This window comes from Lacinutrix neustonica, from assembly GCF_026625145.1.
In the GTDB taxonomy this organism is placed as follows: Bacteria; Bacteroidota; Bacteroidia; order Flavobacteriales; family Flavobacteriaceae; genus Lacinutrix; species Lacinutrix neustonica.
In genome coordinates, this window is the sequence record NZ_CP113088.1 from 3318866 (window position 1) to 3338647 (window position 19782).

Consider the following 19782-nt stretch of genomic DNA (forward strand, 5'->3'; position numbering starts at 1 on the left):
CGAAATTAATTATGAAAGAAGTTGGCGAAAAGATTAAAGAAGTAAGAAAGAAAAAAGGTTTGTCTCAAGAAGCGTTAGCCGAATCGGCTAAAGTTAATTTAAGAACCATCCAACGTATTGAGAATAGTGAAAGCGAACCTCGAGGAAAAACCCTGCATTTAATATGTAATGTTCTTGAGATAAATACAGAAGGTCTTTTAGATTATGGAAAACATAACGATAAAAGTTATCTTATTATTTTTCAACTTTCAGTGCTCTTATTTTTAGCTATTCCCATGGGGAATATTATTCTCCCCTTCATTTTATGGTTCAATAAAAAAGATAAAATTATCGGACTAAAAGAAATAGGAGCCAACCTTTTAAATTTTCAAATTGTATGGTCTGTGTTGGCTTTCGCCTCAATTACAGTTGCCGCAATATCTAAAATTCAACATTATGAAAGTCCTGCTTTTTTGTTATATATATTCTTCGCACTTTATGCCTTGAATATTACCTTACCAATTGTATTTGCTTTAAAAACCAATAATGGCAAAACCGGAGCGTTTTACCCTAATTTGATAAAATTCATAAGATAATGGTTTTCCTAATTGAGGTTTTAAAGTGCTAAATATATGCACAGTTACATCTGTGTGGTTAAAAAAATCGAAATTATATTCTATTTATTTTTATTACTTTAGGCGCTTAATTAAAATACAAATAGCAATAAAGCCTCCGCTTTCTCGGGATAATGATTATGAAAAAAATTCTAATATTGGTAGCATTTGCCATTGGTTTTGCAGTAAATGCTCAAGACAAATTAAATGAAGGTGTTTTAGTTTCTAAGCAAACCATAACGAGTAAGAACGAACAAGTACAGGCGCAACTTGCCATGATGGGCGACATGGTATCTGAAACGTATTTTAAAGGTTCAAAATCGCGTGCTGAGATGTCTAATCCCATGACTGGTGATATCACAACGATTTCAGATGGCGACTCAAAAGAGGTTCGCGTGCTAATGGATAATCCTCAAGCAGGTAAAATGTACAATACTAAAAGTATTAATGATGCAGAACTAGCTTCTAAAGAAATAATAGTTACTAAAGGGGAAGAAAGTAAAACTATTTTAGATTACAATTGCCAACAGTACTTTGTCACTATTAAAGACGGCGATAATGAAATGAATATAGAGCTTTTTGTTACCGATAAAATTCAAGCCTTCTCCGCAGATTCCAGTCTTTATAAAGATAAAATTGAGGGGTTTCCATTGTATTCAAGTATGGATATCAATCAAAACGGGATGGATATGACTGTGACGTCACAAGTGACAGCCATTCGTAAGGAAGGTGTTTCAGATGATAAATTTGTGATGGTACCTCCTTCGGGATATACTAAAATCGAAGGACAGTAGTCTTCGAAAGTGTTTATAATACGATACCTTGTAAAAGAGCCACTTTAAAGAGTGGCTCTTTTTTATATAATAACCTAATATATTATTGGCATTTCTCTATGTAAACCATATATTTGGCGCACAAAATAATCATAATTTATTCTCTTCTTATGAGAAGATTTTTTTTTGGTTTATTTTAAATAACCATTAAAAACAGTAGGTATAAACGCATGAACGCCAAATGGTACTTTAGTGCTTTAATTATTATTCTCGCTACATTAGGTATTTGTAGGGAGCAACTTGCTGTTCCTAATCAGGAAATTGTTCTTGAATTCATAGGTAAAGATAACACTTCAAAAGACGCACAGGATGCTATTGCAACTGTAAAAAAGCAATTATTAACATTAGGAATTGAAACTGTAGAGGTTATTACTGTAGCCGGTGGAAAGTTAAAAATTAAGTATTATAGTTCTACGGATGTTAAGCGTATAAAAGAAATACTTACAAGCGATAGTGCGCTAGGCTATGTTTCTAATAGACCAGATCAGAAGAAAAATAAAATTCCGTTTGAAGAACATATAAAAATCTACAAAGTCGATGTTTATGAAATTCAAAACGGAAACACGCTGCTTTCAGATGTTGGTGGAAAATGTAGTCTTGAGTCAAAACAAGAAAACGATCGGTTTTCTAACCCTAATGTGTTTTCAATTATTGAAACTATTGCGGTTCATGAAAGTGATCAGGCTGTAAAAGTAGCCTACTTATTAAATAGATCGATTGCTATCGCCATAGATAATACTTCGCATAAGATACCTGAGGTTAGGGCAGGACCCAACAGCTAGGGGTATTCAAAATCTTTAATGGTAGCTTGTTTCATTGTTAGAAAAGCTATCCTAAATATTACATTAATCACAACCATTAATTGTTAAATGAAAAAAGGGATATAATAAGCATCTCTTAAACACATTTGACACAAAAAAAAATCAAAATGCAAAACAAAGGATTAGTAAAACTCTTTGCAGTTTTATTTGGATTGGTAAGTATTTACCAACTATCATTCTCGCTAAAAAACAGTAGTATAGAGAATAGTGTAGAAGACATGGCTATCGCAAAATACGATACGTCTGTTGAAGATTACAAAACGAAAAGAAAAGCGTTTGAAGTGAGTTACTTAGACTCATTATCTAACTCTAAAGAAAACGTTTTCTTAGGAGAAACGTATGCCAAAGTAAAAGATAACTCATTAAAATTAGGACTGGATTTAAAAGGAGGTTTAGAAGCCATTCTTCAAGTCTCTGTGAAAGACATCTTAAAAGGATTAGCAAATAATTCTACAGATCCAACCTTTAATAAGGCATTGGATGCGACAGATGAACTTCAAAAGAGCAGTCAAAATGATTATATCGATGATTTTTACGATGAGTTCGATAAAATAAAAGGCGATAAAAAATTGGCGTCACCGGATATTTTTGCAACCCGCTCTTTATCTGAAGCCAATATTGTGACCACAGGAATGTCTGATGATGAAGTAAAAGAAGCGTTATCTAAAAAAATTGATGAATCTATTGTTTCAGCATTACAAGTATTACGTACACGTATTGACCAGTTTGGTGTAGCATCACCAAACATACAGCGTTTAGGAACGTCTCGGAAAAATTTTAGTAGAATTACCAGGGGTTAAAGATATTGAGCGTGCAAAAGCCTTAATTACAGGTACTGCAGAGTTAGAGTTTTGGTTTGGCTATGACTCAGCAAAATTAGGCACATTCTTTCAAGCGCTAAATGAATCGTTAAAAGTAAAAGACAGTGCAGAAGAGGCTACAGAGGAAACCGTAGAAGGTGAGCTAGTAGATGCAGACCAAGAAGAAGATACTGAAGAGTCTGATGTTATTTCTGAATTAACAGGAGAAGATAATGAAGTTGAGGTGGTTGCTAATCCGTTTTTAGATTTAGTAAAGGGACCAGGTTTTGGTTCAACAGTAGGTACTTTTAATGTTTCAGATATGAAGCTGGTATTGGAGATGTTATCTTCTAAAGAAGCAAAGGCATTATTACCTGCAGATGCTAAAAACGTAAAATTCTTATTCGGAAAGCCGTAAAAAGGAAGCGAACAAGTGGCCTTATATTCGTTAGAAGGTAACCGAGAAAATATAGCGCCTTTAAGAGGTAGTATTGATGATGCAAGACAGGATTATGACCTAAAAAATGAAGTTATTGTAAACATGCAAATGGATGCTCAAGGGGCAAAAGTTTGGGAAGAAATGACCACAAGAGCTTTCAAAGAGCAGCTTCAAATTGCCATTGTTTTAGATAGTTTAGTATATTCTGCACCAGGTATTAATAATGGACCAATTGCAGGCGGAAACTCTCAAATATCGGGTAGTTTTAGCGTCAATGAAGCAGTCGATTTAGCGAACGTATTACGTGCCGGTAAGTTGCCAGCTAAAGCAACCATCATTCAAAGTGATGAAGTAGGTCCAACATTAGGACAAGAAGCTATAGATAGTGGTACCATGTCCTTTTTAATTGCATTGGCATTAGTGCTTATCTCGGATGGTGTTCTATTATGGTAAGGCTGGTTTATTTGCTGACATTGCGATGTTATTAAACATCTTGTTAATTTTTGGTATTCTCGTTGGTGCCTTTAAAGCAGTATTAACCTTACCTGGTATTGCCGGTATTGTGTTAACCATTGGTATGTCCGTCGATGCGAACGTACTTATTTTCGAAAGGATTCGAGAGGAGATCGCCAAAGGAAAAGATCAAAAAATAGCGATTAAAGATGGATTTAGTAATGCTTTATCTTCTATTTTAGATGCAAACATTACTACGGGCTTAACCGCATTAATCTTATTTTTATTTGGTACAGGACCTATTAAAGGTTTTGCAACTACCCTATTAATAGGTATTGCAACCTCATTATTTACAGCCATCTTTATTACTAGATTATTAGTAGACTGGTATGTTGGAAGAGGTGGAAAATTAGAGTTCTCTACGGGGATGACTAAAAACTTGTTTAGAAACATTGACATTACGTTTCTTAAAAAGAGAAAAGTATCTTACATTATTTACGGAATTTTAATTGCAGGAAGTTTAGCGTCATTAGCGACGAATGGTTTAGATGAAGGTGTCGATTTTGTTGGGGGTAGAACCTACCAAGTGCGTTTTGATCAACCAGTAAGTGCTTCAGAAATAACAAAAACATTATCAGATCCAGCAGTATTTGGTAGTGCAGATGCTAAAACGTTTGGTGAAGACAATCAGTTAAAAATTACAACGAAGTATAGAATTAATGAAGCCTCAGAAGAAGCAGATGAGGAAATAAGAAAAACCTTGTTTGAGGCCTTACAGCCGCATTTAAACGGGATGGATTATGCGAGTTTTATTAATAATTCAGAAGGTAAAACAGCAGGGTTAATGAAAAAATATAAAGTAAGCCCAACCATTGCAGATGATATTAAATCGGCCTCTTCTACGGGCCGTATTGGGTTCATTAATAGTGGTGTTCTTATATATCTTATTGCGTTTTAAAAGATGGCAATTCTCATTGGGAGCGGTTGCTGCCGTTTTCCATGATGTATTAATTGTATTAGGTGTATTTTCTCTTACTTACAAGTTTATGCCATTCTCTTTAGAAATCGACCAAGCATTTATTGCAGCGATTCTAACCGTAATAGGTTACTCATTAAATGATACCGTGGTTGTATTTGATAGAATTCGTGAATTCTTTAACGAGCATACAACATGGCCGTTTGATAAGGTTATTGATAAGTCTTTAAGCTCTACACTAAGTAGAACATTAAACACGTCTTTAACGACATTAATCGTGTTATTAGCCATCTTTATTTTTGGAGGTGAATCTATTAGAGGTTTCATGTTCGCCCTAATAGTAGGTGTGATTGTGGGGACATACTCTTCATTATTTATCGCAACACCAATCATGTACGATTCAGTGAAAAAGGGAGGCGCTACAGAAGCACTTAAAAACAAAGTAAAAGAAGAAGAATCAGAAGAAGCGAAAGCTTAGTCTAAATAGTTTTAATATTTAAAAAGCCTTTCAGCTAATTAGCTGAAAGGCTTTTTTGTTTAGTAGAGTTACTCGAAAAAGGTTTAAGCATTGTCTCTTGGCTGGTGCACCTCCTTTTTATCCTTAACTTGATGATTAATTTCCTCACCGTCAGTAGGTACCCCCTTCTTGTTAATCGCTTGTTCTTGCTTATTTTGTTGTTCTTGCTTGGGTATTTTGTTTTTAGAATCCATAATAAAAATATTTTAAATGAACATTTAATTTACAAATCTTTAAAAAAAATACAGCGTGCTATTGAATAAAAGGCATGTGTTATTAAATAAAAAGCATCTTAAAAAGAGCCATATATTTTCAGAAAATTTCTTTGTTTTAGTGCTTAGGGAAGTATTCTAATCTCATGGCATGCGATATAATTATGCAAGAGAAGAAGTCAAGTAGCTTCTACTGAAGTTCTTTGCAAAAAGCAAAGGGATACCGCTAAGATTCTTAATATAGGCACCTAAGTATTCTTTTCAATCCAATCTTCAGTGAGTTTCCAAAGTGATGCTTTATACAGTGTTCTAAAAAAACCAAAATGTTGAACATCTTCAATATTAAATGCTTCGGAATAATGTGTTGCCGGTCCATAGCGGCATTTTCAAATCTGTGCGCTAACCAATCCACCGCTAGTTTAGGAGCAAATTTATCTCTTGGAAAGCTTAGGGATAACATGTTACAAGTCACGGTTTTGAAATATAAATCTGATGCACTAAATTCCGACAGCATGTAATCGCTTTGTATGCCCCATTTTCTCCATTGGTAGGTCACATGCTTTGGAAGATTTTCAAAAAGGCCCAGTTTTTTAGCTGGGAAATACCCAAATAAAGGTGTCGTGATAGGGATCATAACGTTCCAAAAGGCATACATTCTCAATCGGTTAAAACCTTTATAGAGTTTCCAGTAGCCGCTTTGAGAGCACACCATTATTATGGCATCGGCCAAACCGATTTTTGAATTGAGACCAATTAATTGTCCGCCAATACTGTGTGTTAAAAGAATTAATTTATGTTCGGACTGTCTGTTTTAGCAAGAGCCAATACTTCAGCCTGATCATTCGCCCAATCGTTTAAGTTGGAGTTATTCTTCTTAATTGGAAGCGTTTTAGATTTTCCAATGCCATAATAATCAAAAGTATATACCGTAAACCCTAAAGTAGAAAAGTGATGAGCAAATTTGGCGTAATATTTTTTTAAAACGCCTGTGGCAGAGGAGATGACAATGGTTTTAGCGTTGGACTGTTGCGGATTGAATTTAGAAACCGAGAGACATCTTGTAGGGGTTGTTTTTATTTCAAGATGTTCAACAGACATAAAAGGTTATTTTATAAGCTTATACTCAAAGTAATCCATTTTATCGCCCACTTCAAGGAGCCATTTTTCAGCTAATCCACCATTGACTTCTAATACAAATTGCGCTAATGCATGTGATGGCAATGAAGACTCATCTAAAGGTTGTGCATTTTCTTGAAAGCTAACGACGGTTTTATTATGGTCTAAAAAGATTAAATCTAAAGGGAAGCGGGTGTTTTTCATATAGAAATTACGTTCTCTTATATCGTCGAATACAAACAACATGGCTTGGTGGTCTTTCATTTTTTCTCTAAACATCAAACCTGTTTGTATTTCAAAATCAGTTTTGGCCAGTTCAATATCCAATGTGGTTATCACTGTATCTGTGGTGGCTTTGTATAAGGTGAGTTCTCCTTCTTTAGTAAAAGTCACTACAGGTTGTCCAATACTTTTTGGAGTGTCTTTACACGATGTAAAACAAAGTGTAGAAACACAAAGTGCAATCACAAATAGGTGTTTAATAAACCGCATTATTTAGTAGATGCTTTTTGTTTGTATATAAACATGAAATAAAGCCCAATAATTATAAATGGAATACTCAACCATTGTCCCGTTTTTAAGCCAAACCAATCAATGTATTCAACACCTTGAGGGATTTTTACAAATTCTACAAAGAAGCGGACGGTCCATAATAAGACTAAAAACAAACCAAAAAGAAAACCAGGTTGCTCTCCTTTGTTTGTTTTTAAATAGAAGTATAGTAATATAAGAAACACAAAAATATAACTAAAGGCTTCATATAATTGCGCGGGATGTCTGTAAGGTACTGCGTCTAAAAGGTTTTGAAACTGAGGATTATTCGTTACGGCTTGATAGGCTTCTTTATAATTGGCAATTCCTGTTTCTTTTACAATCCTATATTTATTGTAATAATCTTGGATAAAACGAACGCCAAAAACAGAATCGGTTTCTATGCCATTTATTTCTGAATTAATGAAGTTACCGATACGTATAAAAACAGCACCGGAAGCCACGGGAATTACAATACGATCTAAAATCCACATGAGGGATTTGTAATGGTATTTTTTACGGTAAAAATACATAGCAACCACAATCCCAATAGCAGCACCATGACTCGCCGGACCTTGAAAACCAGTGAACTCAAAACCATTCTTAAAACTAAAGGGTAAAAAGACACTAAAGAAGTCTTCTGAAAACAGTTACGGTTGGTAAAAAATCACATGTCCCAAACGGGCACCAAGCATCGTGGCTAAAACGGTATAGATAAACAGCGGATCTAAATATTCTATCTTGACATCCTCTCTTATAAAAATACGTTTCATGATGTTCCAGCCAATGACAAAGGCTAAAACCCACATTAAACTGTAAAAATGAATTTTGAAATTTCCAACGATGTCGATTCCTGTTAAGGGGTTCCAATCGAATTCTAAAAAGTGCATAGATTTGTTTTTATGACTGTAAATATAATATTAATCATCAATTTATTAGAGCTTAACTTAAATGATTAATATAATTTAAAGGGGAGCAAAATTTATTTTGATAAATCTCAGGAGTCATATTAATTGTAATGAGCGAGTAGCTCGTAGACCGTCGTGAACTAAACGACGATTTAACAATGCAATTATCAACCCATTTTGAGTAGCATTCTTGAGGCTCACCTCTGCTGAGTACTAAAAGTATATATGGTGTATAGTTTTAGCGCTTGATACAACTGTAGCACCGTCATCCCTTATGTAACAGGGGCGTAACCTTTGCCTCCCCAGGGCATCTGAGCGAAAAAGAAAATGTACGGTGTATAGTTTTAGCGAAAGAGTGAGCTGGTGCGCTGGCGAGTTGTCATCCCTTATGGAACGGGGTCATAACCTTTACCTCCCCAGGGCATCTGAGCGAAAAAGAAAATGTACGGTGTATAGTTTTAGCGAAAGAGTGAGCTGGTGCGCTGGCGAGTTGTCATCCTTTATGGAACGGGGTCATAACCTTTACCTCCCCAGGGCATCTGAGCGAAGAAGAAAATGTACGGTGTACATTTTTAGCGAAATAGTGAGCTGGTGTGCTGGCGAGTTGTCATCCCTTATGGAACAGGGTCGTAACCTTTGCCTCCCCAGGGATGACAACTCAATATTCTCTTAATGCTTAATTTCATACCTTTTAAAAACCCATGTTTTTCTAATGCTTCTTTAGCGTAATGGGAACACGTGGGTTGGTAGCGGCATGTCGCCGGTGTAAAAGGAGATATAAAGGTTTGGTAAATCTTTATAACAAAAAGAAAAGGCGTTATTAATAGTTTTTTCATAATCCATAAGTCTGTTTGCTTGAAGAGACTTAACCGGAGGATTTAATTAGTGGAAAACGTCGTTCCCTCACGACCATCATTTAATTGTATGCCCACCGCTTCAAGTTCATTGCGTATTTTATCAGATAATGCAAAGTCTTTATTGGCTCGGGCTTCCTGTCTCAATGTAATGAGTAATTCAACCGCTCCGGATAATTTATCGGTACCAATTATACTATCTTCAGCAGTACTTTTCAGCCCTAAAACATCAAATACAAAATTGTGTATGGTCGTTTTAAAAAGGTTTAAATCTTCTTTAGTGATGGTTGTATGACCTTCCTTTATAGCATTAATGTAATTTACGGCTTCAAATAAATTCGCAATCAGAATGGGAGTATTGAAATCGTCATTCATCGCATCATAACATTTTTGCTTCCAATCTTGAATATCGAAGGAGGTCGTGTTAGAGGTCTTTAAGTTTTCTAAATCGTCCACTGCATGCATTAATCGATGAAAACCTTTTTCACTTGCCAAAAGGCCATTGTTTGTTAAATCTAAAACACTTCTGTAAGCAGATTGCATCATGAAAAAGCGCACTACATTAGGATTGTATGCTTTAGACATGATATCATTCTTACCGTGAAAGCAATTCTGAAGGGTTTATTATGTTTCCCGTAGATTTAGACATGCGGGCACCATTTAGTTCAAGCATGTTAGCATGCATCCAGTAATTTACTGGGGCTTTTCCTATAGCCGCTTGGTTTTGTGCAATTTCACACTCATGGTGTGGGAATTTCAAATCCATTCCGCCCCCATGAATATCAAACTGATCCCCTAGGTATTTAGTGCTCATGGCTGTACATTCTAAATGCCAACCAGGAAAGCCGTCACTCCATGGTGATGGCCAACGCATAATATGAGTCGGTTCTGCTTTTTTCCATAAGGCAAAATCTTGGGGATTTTTTTTGTCGCTTTGACCGTCTAGGGCGCGCGTGTTGTGGATTAAATCCTCTAATTTTCGTTTACTTAAAATACCATAATCATTGGTTTCATTGTATTTGTGTACATCAAAATAAACAGAGCCATTCACTTCATACCCAAAGCCATTCTTAATGATGGTTTTGATAAGCTCAATTTGTTCAATAATATGGCCAGTAGCCGTAGGTTCAATACTTGGAGGTAATAAATTAAAAGTATTAATGACATTATGGAAATCTACAGTGTAACGCTGCACGACTTCCATGGGCTCAATCTCTTCTAATCGTGCTTTTTTAGTAATCTTATCTTCGCCAATATCGGCATCATTCTCTAAATGCCCTGCATCCGTAATATTTCTAACATAACGCACTTTATATCCTAAATGCTTCAAATAACGAAAAATCATATCAAAAGACATAAATGTTCTTACGTTACCTAAATGAACGTTACTGTAAACTGTTGGGCCGCAAACATACATGCCTACATACCCTTCATGAATGCTCTTAAAAGCTTCCTTTTTTCCAGTTAAAGAATTATAAATATGTATTTGCTGATCTTGGTAAAGCTGCATGGGTATTATTTGTTATAGTAATAGTCGTAGTTTAGAAAACGGAAACTAAAAATTTAAAATTTAGTATCTAATTTAATGTAATCCAAAAATTCGCGTTTGGTTTCTTTGTTTTTGAATTGTCCACCAAATTCTGAAGTGACCGTACTACTCTCAATATCGCGAATACCACGAGAATTGACACATAAATGTTTGGCATCAATAACACAGGCTACATCTTCTGTATTTAACACCTGTTGAAGCTCTTTAACCACCTGAATGGTTAAGCGCTCTTGTACTTGAGGGCGTTTTGCAAAATAGTCTACAATGCGATTCATTTTAGAAAGGCCAACGACGGTACCGTTTGATATGTAAGCAATATGTGCTTTTCCAACAATAGGTAATAAATGGTGTTCACAAGTGGAGTAGACCGTAATGTTTTTCTCCACTAACATTTCTCCATACTTATACTTATTGTCAAAGGTTGAAGCACTAGGTTTTTTATCCGGATTTAAACCACCGAATATTTCGTTAACAAACATTTTGGCTACACGTTTAGGGGTGCCATTCAAACTGTCATCTGTCAAATCTAAACCAAGAGTTTCCATAATACTACGGACGTCGTCTTGGATACTTTCTATTTTTTCTTTATCAGAAAGTTTGAAAGCATCTGCTTTCATTGGTGTTTGAGAAGATGTTCCCACATGATTTTCGCCTAAATCATCGTGAATATTTTCTATATTTTCAATTTTCATATATTCATTAAAACATTAGTCTGCAAAGATAAGTAATAAAAAAATTAGAGTTAAGTATCACCGTTTTTTAATTTCAATTGTTTCACCTGAAAGTGGGGTATTGGATCGTAAATAGTCTTTGCGTCTATTAAAATCATACCTCTGAGTGGGTTTGTTTTAGTTAAAAAAAGCCTAAGAAAAACTTAGGCTAGTAGGCATTGTTTTATCGTAATGACTTTATAATTGAAAGCCTAAAGATAGTGTCACGTTAGAGTGTAAGGCATCAATAATCGTCGCATCGGTCAATCCCGTGTTATATAATTGATGGGTATTTGTCTGTTTCGCTTGGTCATACGTTAAATCTAATTTGGTATTACCAAAATTATAACCTAAGCCAAGGGAATAACCTGATAGATCTCCAACGGTTGTTCCATTTTTGTATGGACTTTCTTCAAAACGATAGCCTCCTCTAAAACTAAATTGATTGTATTTGTATTCACCACCAAGTTTGTATGTTGCGGCAGCAACTAATTGATTTGACATGAGGCGGTTTTGTTCTGAAAAGTGAGCATCAGAAGTGGGTTTGAATTTTGTGTTACTATAATCTTTTCTAGAATAATCAAAGCTTACCAAGCCATTGGTTCCAAAAATATAGGCTAAACTTCCGGTCACTTTTCCTGGTGATTGTAATGTGTATTCGGAAACACGTTCACAACTTGAGGATTGACAATTTGCCTAATGTTCTCTCCAGCTTCCGTGCGAACCGTTTCAATATATTGAGTGGTTTCTTCTTGTATCGTCATCCAAGTAGGAGAATCATAAGTGAGCCCTACTCTAAGCGCATCCGACAATTTAAAAATACTGCCCAATTGAAAAGAGAATCCGCTACCAATAGTAGAAATGTTATTTTCAAATCCGACTTGATTGACAATCGACGTTGCATTATTATTACGTTCATATAAAAATGTAGATCGTTCGTAGTTTAAAAAGTGCGAATTTAAATTCAAACCAAAATAGGCTTTTTCACCATATTGAGCGCCTATGTTAAATGCGACTTTCCCATTGTAACCAGTAGCGGCATATGAATACTCCTGATCAAAAGTCCCCACACCTAAATTAGAACTGTAGCTTGTATTATCGTCATCAGTACTGTCTCGGCTCTAAAATAAAAGAATCGTAACCTAAATAAGCTTGTTGATGTACGTAGCCGTAAGCACTTCCTATTCCTGAATAGGCATCAGAAGTAGATTCTCCGGATAAAGCAGAAATTTGATCTAAGCGTAAACCTTGAGCATTGTTCAAAAAATAAGCATCAATAGAATTAGTATTGGTTCCATTGGAAAACCACTTGTCCTCGTAGTTTTTACTGTTATCGTAGGCAATACTTAAAGCAAATTTTTTCCAAGGCGAAGTTCCATTCCTATTTTCAAAAACAAAAACACCACCCCCTTGATTTAGTGATATGTCTGAATCAGAAGACGCATGTCTCCCACTAAAGTAAAAGGTTTCATTATCTGTGTTTTGTGTCGCTAAGGAGAAAGCGGCGAAACTATTCGTGAAAATTGCAGAACCAGCAGGATTCACATTAATAGCACTCAAATCACCTCCTAATGCTCCAAAAGCACCACTTAGGGCTCTGTAGCGCGCGGAGCCCATGATTTCTCCATGGCTGTACCGCAAGGCATCATTAATGTTCTGAGCATTTAAAGTAGTCATAGTTAATACACCTATGAATAGTAATAGTAACTTTTTCATATTATAATTTTATTATATGTATTTCGCGATTATCCTCTTATTCTTGAACCACCAGTTGATCTTGATGAAGAACCGGAGCTTCTTGTAGAGGAGCCGAACTTCTTGTAGAAGATCCGAACTTCTTGTTGAGCTATTCGATCTAGGTGTTGTAGCTCTTGTATTACTTCTTGGCGTCGATGTTCTTGTTCGGGAGTCGACGTTCTTGTTCGCGGTGTTGTAGTTCTTACTCTAGGGGATGTAGACTGCTGTCTTGTTCTCGTTTTAACTCTAGTTGAAGAATTTGTTCTAGGTGTTGTCGTTGTTCTTACGCGTGGTCTTGTATTTGTGTTTGTACGAGTGGACGTTGCGTTGTTTCTAATTCTACTGGCATCGACTCTTCTGTTTAAGGCAGAGGTTCTACCATATATCGCGCCGCGTCTCGTAGAATTATAAACTAAGCCACGACCATAATATCCGTTTCTTCCATAATATCCATTGTGATAAGGAAATCCATAGCCATACCCACCATAGGCACCATATGGAGCGTACCGGAAAGGGTCGTAAAAACCGCCATAACCGTATCCGTAATAATAATTGCCGTACCCAAAGCCAAATCCAACATTCCAATAGGGTCTATTCCAGCCCCAAGTATTCCAACCATAATAAGGGCTGTTCCAATAATTATTGAAACCAAAACCATTGTTATAAACGTTTATAGAAACTTCAGTCCCATTATCTCCCCAAGCACCGTAACCTTGAGCTTGTGCGTTTTCATTAACATAATTACTTTCATAAGAATCGATATCAACAAAAACCTCTTCTTCTTCTTCTTCGGCCTCATTATCTTGAGTTACGGCTTCCATCTCAATAGATTTTGCTTTGAAGTAGTCTTTGTAATAATTACTATCAGCAGTCGATTCGTTATTTTCTTGTTCAACGATCACTACTTGTTCAGTATCTTCACCATAAACACCATCGGTGTCTTGACCAACATATTGATATGAACCACAGGATGTCATCCCTAATGCTAAGCCTAAAAGGATTAGTGTTGGTAATTTTGTCCGTAAGTAATTTTTTAATTTCATAACTGCTATTTTTATTGTTGAACATAACAAAAATAGTTAGTTTTGTCCAACTATTTCTTTCATTTAACATAGTCACAATATTTGTGCCAAAACATTAAGTATGAGCAAAAAACTCACGAGTAGAGCAGAAGATTACTCAAAATGGTATAACGAACTGGTTGTCAAAGCCGATTTGGCTGAAAATTCGGCAGTTAGAGGATGCATGGTTATTAAGCCGTACGGTTACGCTATTTGGGAAAAAATGCAAGCGGAATTAGATCGCATGTTTAAGGAAACCGGCCATCAAAACGCTTATTTCCCGCTTTTTGTACCGAAAAGTTTGTTCGAAGCGGAAGAAAAAAACGCTGAAGGTTTCGCAAAAGAGTGTGCGGTAGTCACACATTATAGACTCGAGAGTGATCCAGATAATCCTGGGAAACTAAGAGTAGATCCTAATGCGAAATTGGAAGAAGAGCTCGTTGTTAGACCAACCAGTGAAGCGATTATATGGAACACCTTTAAGGGGTGGGTTCAATCTTATAGAGACCTACCTTTACTCATAAACCAATGGGCAAATGTGGTACGTTGGGAGATGCGCACGCGCTTATTTTTGCGTACTGCAGAATTTTTATGGCAAGAAGGGCATACCGCCCATGAAACAAAAGCAGAGGCCTTGGCTGAGGCAAAATTAATGAATAACGTCTATGCCACTTTTGCCGAAAACTTTATGGCAATTCCAGTGGTTCAAGGAGTGAAATCTGAAAGTGAGCGTTTTGCAGGGGCAGACGAAACCTACTGTATTGAAGCACTAATGCAGGATGGAAAAGCATTGCAAGCAGGAACCTCACATTTTTTAGGTCAGAATTTCGCTAAAGCCTTTGATGTGAAATTCACGTCTAAAGAGGGTAAGCAAGACTATGTTTGGGCCACTTCTTGGGGTGTATCCACTCGATTAATGGGGGCCTTAATAATGACACACAGTGATGATAAAGGCTTAGTCTTGCCACCTAATTTAGCACCAAATCAAGTGGTTATCGTGCCTATCTATAAAACGGATGAGGAATTGGAAAAAATCACCATAGTGGTTGATGGTATTATAAAAGATTTGCGCGCAAAGCAAATCACCGTGAAATTTGATAATAGAACGACGTATCGTCCAGGGGCAAAATTTGCTCAGCACGAGTTACAAGGCGTGCCTTTGCGTATCGCTATTGGAGCTAGAGATTTAGAAAATGGAACAGTAGAATTAGCTAGAAGAGACACGTTAACAAAAGAAGTCATTGCATTAGATAGCATCACAGATAAAGTAGAAGGGTTGATGACAGAAATTCAAGAGGCGCTCTTTAATAAAGCTTTAAACTATAGAAATGCGCATATTACAGAAGTAGAAACCTTTGACATGTTTAAAAGCGTTTTAGAGGAAAAGGGTGGGTTTATCTCGGCACATTGGGATGGCACAGCAGAAACAGAAGAAAAAATCAAAGAAATCACTAAGGCGACAATAAGATGTCTTCCTCTAGATGGCGCCTTTGAGGACGGGGTTTGCGTGTATTACGGAAAGCCTTCAAAACGGCGGGTATTGTTTGCAAAAGCGTATTAATTAAATTTTTTTTTAAAAAAGTTTAATTAGCTCTTGCAAAAGTAGAAAATAGTTGTATTTTTGCCACCGCAATGGAAACGTTGTAAAGTTATTTGAAAAGTATTGCAGGAATAAAATATATAATATATATTTGCACACTCAAAAATAAATGGCCCGTTCGTCTATCGGCTAGGACGCCAGGTTTTCATCCTGGTAAGAGGGGTTCGATTCCCCTACGGGCTACTATTTTTTAATTAAGTAAAAAAGAAAAAAAAGCACAAATGGCAAATCATAAGTCAGCGTTAAAAAGAATCAGACAGAACGAATCTAAGCGCACAAGAAATAAATATCAGCACAAAACGACTCGTAATGCAATTAAGAAATTACGTGAGTTAACGGATAAGAAAGAAGCAGAAGCATTATTGCCTTCAGTTTACATGATGTTAGATAAATTAGCTAAGAAAAATATTATTCATGCTAATAAAGCGGCAAATCTTAAGTCGGGTTTAACGAAGCATGTAGCAGCGATATAAGCTTTAGAATTAAATAATAAACAGTAAAGCCTATCGATTATATCGGTAGGCTTTTTTGTTTTACGTGAGATTGAAAATCCCAGCTTCTGTTTTGGGATGTTGTACTACAAATCTGGTTTAAGGTTACTGTTTAGGAATAAAAATCTTTAAAAAGTATCTGTATTTGATTTCTAAAAATATAAATTTGCAATTATAAAAGTTAACTTCATATATAACCTCACTCCTTTGAAAAACACAAAAGCAATTAAATCGATCAATAAAATTCTTAAGAATCTTGATGAAACGGGTATTAATACAGATACGTTAATAGATGATATTAAAGAATTACGGACCTATGCTTTAGAAGCAGAACAGCCACTAGTGGTAAAGGTTCTTAGATATACGTATGAGCATATTGAGAAACATAATTCTTTTCTTATCCCGCTTCTTGATGATGAAGCTATAGACGAAGAAAATGCTATAGAACAAAACGAAGAGGCTTCTCCTGTAGAGAGTCTTAAATATTTAATAGCGCTTACGGCAAACCTTAATAATAAGGGTAATATTTCAGACTTAAAAGAATATAAAGAGCTTTTAATGGCCTATTAATTTGAGCATTAAAATGCGATTAAAGTATAAAAAAAAGCCTTGAACTAATTAGTTCAAGGCTTTTTTATAAGTGTACATTAGGTTTTTAACCATTCATTGAAATTAAAAACTCTTCATTATTTCACGGTTTTCTTGAAACGATCGTTTATAAATTCCATAGCTTCCACAGGATTCATATCTGCAAGATACTTACGCATCACCCACATACGTTGAATAGTGACATCATCTAAAAGAATGTCATCTCTACGTGTGCTAGAAGAGGTTAAATCAATGGCTGGGAATATGCGGCGGTTAGAAATCTTACGATCTAATTGAAGCTCCATATTACCGGTTCCTTTAAATTCCTCAAAAATTACTTCGTCCATTTTAGAACCTGTTTCTGTAAGCGCTGTAGCAATAATAGTTAATGATCCACCATTTTCAATATTACGAGCAGCCCCAAAGAAACGTTTTGGTTTGTGTAAAGCATTGGCATCAACACCACCCGAAAGAATTTTTCCGAAGCGGGTTGTACAGAATTATAAGCTCCGGCTAAACGTGTTATAGAATCTAGTAAAATAACAACATCATGGCCGCACTCTACTAATCGTTTTGCTTTTTCTAATACAATATTAGCAATTTTTACATGCTCATGCGCTTCTTTATCGAAAGTAGAAGCAATAACTTCTCCGCGAACATTACGTTGCATATCCGTCACTTCTTCAGGACGTTCATCAATTAACAAAATCATTTGATACACTTCAGGATGATTGGCTGCTATCGCATTGGCAACATCCTTTAAAAGCATGGTTTTACCTGTTTTAGGCTGTGATACAATCATACCACGTTGCCCTTTTCCTATAGGAGAAAACAAATCCATGATTCGTGTAGAAATCGTGCTTTGCTTTTCGGCAATGTTGAATTTCTCTTGAGGAAACAATGGAGTCAAGTGCTCAAAAGACACGCGATCTCTAACAACATCGGGACTTTGACCATTAATTTTATTGACTCTAATAAGCGGGAAATATTTTTCACCTTCTTTTGGAGGTCTTACATTCCCTAAGACTGTATCTCCAACTTTTAATCCAAATAAACGAATTTGTGATTGTGATACATAGATGTCATCTGGTGATGATAAATAATTGTAATCTGATGAGCGAAGAAAACCATAACCATCTTGCATGATGTCTAGTACCCCTTCACTTTCTATAATCGCATCGAATTCAAAATCGGGTTCGCGGTAACGGTTACGATTGTCTTTGTTGCCGTTATTGCCATGCGTATTACCGTTTTTATCTTGGCTTCTACTCGGATTAGGCTTGCTGTTTTTTTGACGATTTTGATTGGGATTGTTTGTCGTGCTGTCGTCTTTTTTATGGCTATGAACCGGCTTTTTATGCTGCGGTTTTGGTTGTTGTGGCTTTTTTTCAGTTTTTATGTCTTGCTTAGCCTCAGTTCTTTTTTCTGGCTTAACCTTAGGATTATTATCTGTTTTTGCCTGTGGTTTATTAGCTGGTTTAACCGGTGCTTTTTCTTCGGCCTTATCTTTAAAAGCTAAGGTTTCTTGCTGAGGTTTCGCTGCTGGTTTTTTAGCATCTGACCGCTGTACACGCTCTCTTTTTTGTTTTTGAGGTGTTGGTTTGTCTGCTTTTGGTTCTTCCTTTTTGACCACTGCAATAGCTTGAGGGTTAGCAGCTTGCTTATCCAAAATTTGGTAAACAAGGTCTAATTTTTTTAATGTACGAAATTTTGAGATGTTTAATTTTTTCGCCATTTCCTGCAACTCAGGAAGTTTCATTTCTTTTAATTGTGTGATTTCAAACATGTAATAAGTTGAATTGGATATTTTTTGTGAAATATATTTGTTGAAATTTTTCCGTAGAAAATAATAATGTAATTCTGAAGATTTAACGTATTGCGAATGTGGTTGTTGCATCACGTTACTGCAATAATACAACTTTATTTTAAGTTTTTAAGTTAAAAATTATAAAAGAAGTTATATTTTTGTACTTTAATTTTTTGAAAAGAATACATGATACAACGCATACAATCTATCTATTTACTCTTAGCGGCAGGCGTTTACGGAGGACTGATATTTGTATTTCCATTATGGATTACTGAAAACTCTAAAGTATTTGCACAAAATGAACTCGTTTATTTTGGCTTATTTTTAGCTTCTGCAGCACTGTCGTTGTTATCTATTTTTATGTTTAAAAACAGGAAGTCACAATTTGTTTTGGGGCGACTTAACATCATATTAAACTTTATTTTACTAGGATTACTTGTATATCAATCTCTAAAGGTATCTCGGAGAAATTAATTTTTCTGAGAAAGGTATTGGGGTTTTTCTTCCTATTGTGTCTATCGTGTTATTAGTTTTAGCTAATAAGGCCATCAAAAAGGATGAAGATCTTGTAAAATCTGTAGATCGATTACGATAAACCTAACATCTTAGTAGTATTAGTGCGTGAGCCCAAGATGAAGATCTTGGGCTTTTTTTTTAATACCGTCTTGGAAATTCGATAACTTCTAGATTGTCGATAGTTTTACCGTCAATAGTGAACCGAAGCATCGTTCTTACTTTGTGAAACCCATGAGTGCCTGCAGCACCCGGATTCATGTGGATAAGATTTAATTTTTTGTCCGGCATGACTTTTAGAATGTGAGAATGACCGCAAATAAAAAGACGCGGGGGATTCCTATAAATGGCTTCACGAACTCGTGGACTATATTTATTGGGATAGCCACCAATATGCGTGATCCACACATCGACGCCTTCACACATAAAACGATTGTGTTCGGAAACTCTAACCGTGCTTTAGCATCGTCAATATTGCCATAAACGCCTTTTAGAGGCTTTAGGTTTTTAATAGCATCTGTTACTTTTAAATCTCCAATGTCTCCCGCATGCCATACTTCGTCTGCCAACCTTACGTATTTTAATATGTCTTCGTCTATAAAACTATGTGTATCTGAGAGCAGGAGTATTTTTTTCATTGAATTTCTTTAAATTTATTCCCTTGAAAAAGGGA

At 35.8% G+C, this 19782-nt stretch carries 18 protein-coding genes, 1 tRNA gene and 5 pseudogenes; 9 read left to right on the top strand and 15 right to left on the bottom strand.

What is annotated here, in order from left to right; genetic code table 11:
- Window positions 1-11 precede the first annotated feature (11 nt).
- The 4 genes and pseudogenes from N7U66_RS17960 to secDF all read left to right on the top strand — a co-directional run bounded on the left by N7U66_RS17960 (window position 12) and on the right by secDF (window position 5393).
- The gene (locus N7U66_RS17960) at window positions 12-575 is read left to right on the top strand and encodes a helix-turn-helix domain-containing protein (RefSeq protein WP_267676355.1); all 564 of its coding nucleotides are present in this window, start codon (window positions 12-14) and stop codon (window positions 573-575) included.
- Between the two features lie 158 nt (window positions 576-733).
- Window positions 734-1387, top strand: a complete 654-nt coding sequence (locus N7U66_RS17965) for a DUF4412 domain-containing protein (RefSeq protein WP_267676356.1) — start codon at window positions 734-736, stop codon at window positions 1385-1387.
- Window positions 1388-1596: 209 nt separating this feature from the next.
- Complete coding sequence (locus tag N7U66_RS17970; protein WP_267676357.1) at window positions 1597-2208, top strand: hypothetical protein; 612 nt, start codon at window positions 1597-1599, stop codon at window positions 2206-2208.
- 146 nt (window positions 2209-2354) lie between these two features.
- Window positions 2355-5393 (top strand): annotated as a pseudogene (gene secDF / locus N7U66_RS17975) (protein translocase subunit SecDF).
- Window positions 5394-5476: 83 nt separating this feature from the next.
- Here the strand turns inward: secDF and N7U66_RS17980 are convergent.
- The 12 genes and pseudogenes from N7U66_RS17980 to N7U66_RS18035 all read right to left on the bottom strand — a co-directional run bounded on the left by N7U66_RS17980 (window position 5477) and on the right by N7U66_RS18035 (window position 14092).
- Window positions 5477-5626 carry a hypothetical protein gene (locus N7U66_RS17980; protein WP_267676358.1) on the bottom strand — a complete coding sequence of 50 codons (150 nt, stop codon included), beginning with the start codon at window positions 5624-5626 and terminating at the stop codon, window positions 5477-5479.
- A gap of 253 nt (window positions 5627-5879) precedes the next feature.
- The gene (locus N7U66_RS17985) at window positions 5880-6374 is read right to left on the bottom strand and encodes a hypothetical protein (RefSeq protein WP_267676359.1); all 495 of its coding nucleotides are present in this window, start codon (window positions 6372-6374) and stop codon (window positions 5880-5882) included.
- Window positions 6375-6430: 56 nt separating this feature from the next.
- Complete coding sequence (locus N7U66_RS17990; protein ID WP_267676360.1) at window positions 6431-6742, bottom strand: alpha/beta hydrolase; 312 nt, start codon at window positions 6740-6742, stop codon at window positions 6431-6433.
- A 6-nt stretch (window positions 6743-6748) separates the two neighbouring features.
- Window positions 6749-7228, bottom strand: coding sequence for a DUF192 domain-containing protein (locus N7U66_RS17995; RefSeq protein ID WP_313791303.1), 480 nt, complete (start codon window positions 7226-7228; stop codon window positions 6749-6751).
- A 23-nt stretch (window positions 7229-7251) separates the two neighbouring features.
- A pseudogene (gene lgt / locus N7U66_RS18000) lies at window positions 7252-8181 on the bottom strand (prolipoprotein diacylglyceryl transferase).
- A gap of 632 nt (window positions 8182-8813) precedes the next feature.
- A complete protein-coding gene (gene yidD / locus N7U66_RS18005) occupies window positions 8814-9035 on the bottom strand; it encodes a membrane protein insertion efficiency factor YidD (RefSeq protein ID WP_267676362.1) in 222 nt (73 codons plus the stop codon).
- A gap of 42 nt (window positions 9036-9077) precedes the next feature.
- Window positions 9078-10563 (bottom strand): annotated as a pseudogene (cysS, locus tag N7U66_RS18010) (cysteine--tRNA ligase).
- Between the two features lie 53 nt (window positions 10564-10616).
- Window positions 10617-11294, bottom strand: a complete 678-nt coding sequence (gene folE / locus N7U66_RS18015; protein WP_267676363.1) for a GTP cyclohydrolase I FolE — start codon at window positions 11292-11294, stop codon at window positions 10617-10619.
- 216 nt (window positions 11295-11510) lie between these two features.
- Complete coding sequence (locus N7U66_RS18020; protein WP_267676364.1) at window positions 11511-11945, bottom strand: PorV/PorQ family protein; 435 nt, start codon at window positions 11943-11945, stop codon at window positions 11511-11513.
- Complete coding sequence (locus N7U66_RS18025; RefSeq protein ID WP_267676365.1) at window positions 11942-12382, bottom strand: hypothetical protein; 441 nt, start codon at window positions 12380-12382, stop codon at window positions 11942-11944. Before N7U66_RS18025 ends, N7U66_RS18020 begins: the two co-directional genes overlap by 4 nt.
- Before the next feature lie 34 nt (window positions 12383-12416).
- Window positions 12417-13028 (bottom strand): hypothetical protein, encoded by a 612-nt coding sequence (locus N7U66_RS18030; RefSeq protein WP_267676366.1) that lies wholly within the window; start codon window positions 13026-13028, stop codon window positions 12417-12419.
- A gap of 29 nt (window positions 13029-13057) precedes the next feature.
- Window positions 13058-14092 carry a hypothetical protein gene (locus N7U66_RS18035; RefSeq protein WP_267678607.1) on the bottom strand — a complete coding sequence of 345 codons (1035 nt, stop codon included), beginning with the start codon at window positions 14090-14092 and terminating at the stop codon, window positions 13058-13060.
- 100 nt (window positions 14093-14192) lie between these two features.
- Between N7U66_RS18035 and proS the strand changes: the two genes are divergently transcribed.
- The 4 genes from proS to N7U66_RS18055 all read left to right on the top strand — a co-directional run bounded on the left by proS (window position 14193) and on the right by N7U66_RS18055 (window position 16771).
- Window positions 14193-15671: a proline--tRNA ligase gene (gene proS / locus N7U66_RS18040; RefSeq protein ID WP_267676367.1), complete on the top strand. Its 1479-nt coding sequence runs from the start codon at window positions 14193-14195 to the stop codon at window positions 15669-15671.
- Window positions 15672-15821: 150 nt separating this feature from the next.
- A tRNA-Glu gene (locus tag N7U66_RS18045) sits at window positions 15822-15893 on the top strand.
- Between the two features lie 38 nt (window positions 15894-15931).
- Window positions 15932-16183, top strand: a complete 252-nt coding sequence (gene rpsT, locus N7U66_RS18050) for a 30S ribosomal protein S20 (protein ID WP_267676368.1) — start codon at window positions 15932-15934, stop codon at window positions 16181-16183.
- A 225-nt stretch (window positions 16184-16408) separates the two neighbouring features.
- Complete coding sequence (locus N7U66_RS18055; protein WP_267676369.1) at window positions 16409-16771, top strand: hypothetical protein; 363 nt, start codon at window positions 16409-16411, stop codon at window positions 16769-16771.
- 116 nt (window positions 16772-16887) lie between these two features.
- On the opposite strand, the gene N7U66_RS22690 is transcribed toward N7U66_RS18055, so the two are convergent.
- Together N7U66_RS22690 and rho are read right to left on the bottom strand one after the other, a co-directional pair.
- Window positions 16888-17136 (bottom strand): hypothetical protein, encoded by a 249-nt coding sequence (locus tag N7U66_RS22690; protein WP_390886593.1) that lies wholly within the window; start codon window positions 17134-17136, stop codon window positions 16888-16890.
- Window positions 17137-17174: 38 nt separating this feature from the next.
- Complete coding sequence (rho, locus tag N7U66_RS18060; protein ID WP_390886594.1) at window positions 17175-18575, bottom strand: transcription termination factor Rho; 1401 nt, start codon at window positions 18573-18575, stop codon at window positions 17175-17177.
- A 207-nt stretch (window positions 18576-18782) separates the two neighbouring features.
- Between rho and N7U66_RS18065 the strand changes: the two are divergent.
- Window positions 18783-19191, top strand: a pseudogene (locus N7U66_RS18065) (DUF4293 domain-containing protein).
- Between the two features lie 59 nt (window positions 19192-19250).
- Here the strand turns inward: N7U66_RS18065 and N7U66_RS18070 are convergent.
- A pseudogene (locus N7U66_RS18070) lies at window positions 19251-19747 on the bottom strand (metallophosphoesterase family protein).
- Window positions 19748-19782 lie beyond the last annotated feature (35 nt).

What these genes read in the sequence shown, in the direction of transcription:
- N7U66_RS17960 (WP_267676355.1), top strand. Translation starts at nt 12, where the DNA reads ATGAAAGAAGTTGGCGAAAAGATTAAAGAAGTAAGAAAGAAAAAAGGT.
- N7U66_RS17965 (WP_267676356.1), top strand. Translation starts at nt 734, where the DNA reads ATGAAAAAAATTCTAATATTGGTAGCATTTGCCATTGGTTTTGCAGTA.
- N7U66_RS17970 (WP_267676357.1), top strand. Translation starts at nt 1,597, where the DNA reads ATGAACGCCAAATGGTACTTTAGTGCTTTAATTATTATTCTCGCTACA.
- N7U66_RS17980 (WP_267676358.1), bottom strand. Translation starts at nt 5,626, where the DNA reads ATGGATTCTAAAAACAAAATACCCAAGCAAGAACAACAAAATAAGCAA.
- N7U66_RS17990 (WP_267676360.1), bottom strand. Translation starts at nt 6,742, where the DNA reads ATGTCTGTTGAACATCTTGAAATAAAAACAACCCCTACAAGATGTCTC.
- yidD (WP_267676362.1), bottom strand. Translation starts at nt 9,035, where the DNA reads ATGAAAAAACTATTAATAACGCCTTTTCTTTTTGTTATAAAGATTTAC.
- folE (WP_267676363.1), bottom strand. Translation starts at nt 11,294, where the DNA reads ATGAAAATTGAAAATATAGAAAATATTCACGATGATTTAGGCGAAAAT.
- N7U66_RS18030 (WP_267676366.1), bottom strand. Translation starts at nt 13,028, where the DNA reads ATGAAAAAGTTACTATTACTATTCATAGGTGTATTAACTATGACTACT.
- N7U66_RS18035 (WP_267678607.1), bottom strand. Translation starts at nt 14,092, where the DNA reads ATGAAATTAAAAAATTACTTACGGACAAAATTACCAACACTAATCCTT.
- proS (WP_267676367.1), top strand. Translation starts at nt 14,193, where the DNA reads ATGAGCAAAAAACTCACGAGTAGAGCAGAAGATTACTCAAAATGGTAT.
- rpsT (WP_267676368.1), top strand. Translation starts at nt 15,932, where the DNA reads ATGGCAAATCATAAGTCAGCGTTAAAAAGAATCAGACAGAACGAATCT.
- N7U66_RS22690 (WP_390886593.1), bottom strand. Translation starts at nt 17,136, where the DNA reads ATGGACGAAGTAATTTTTGAGGAATTTAAAGGAACCGGTAATATGGAG.
- rho (WP_390886594.1), bottom strand. Translation starts at nt 18,575, where the DNA reads ATGTTTGAAATCACACAATTAAAAGAAATGAAACTTCCTGAGTTGCAG.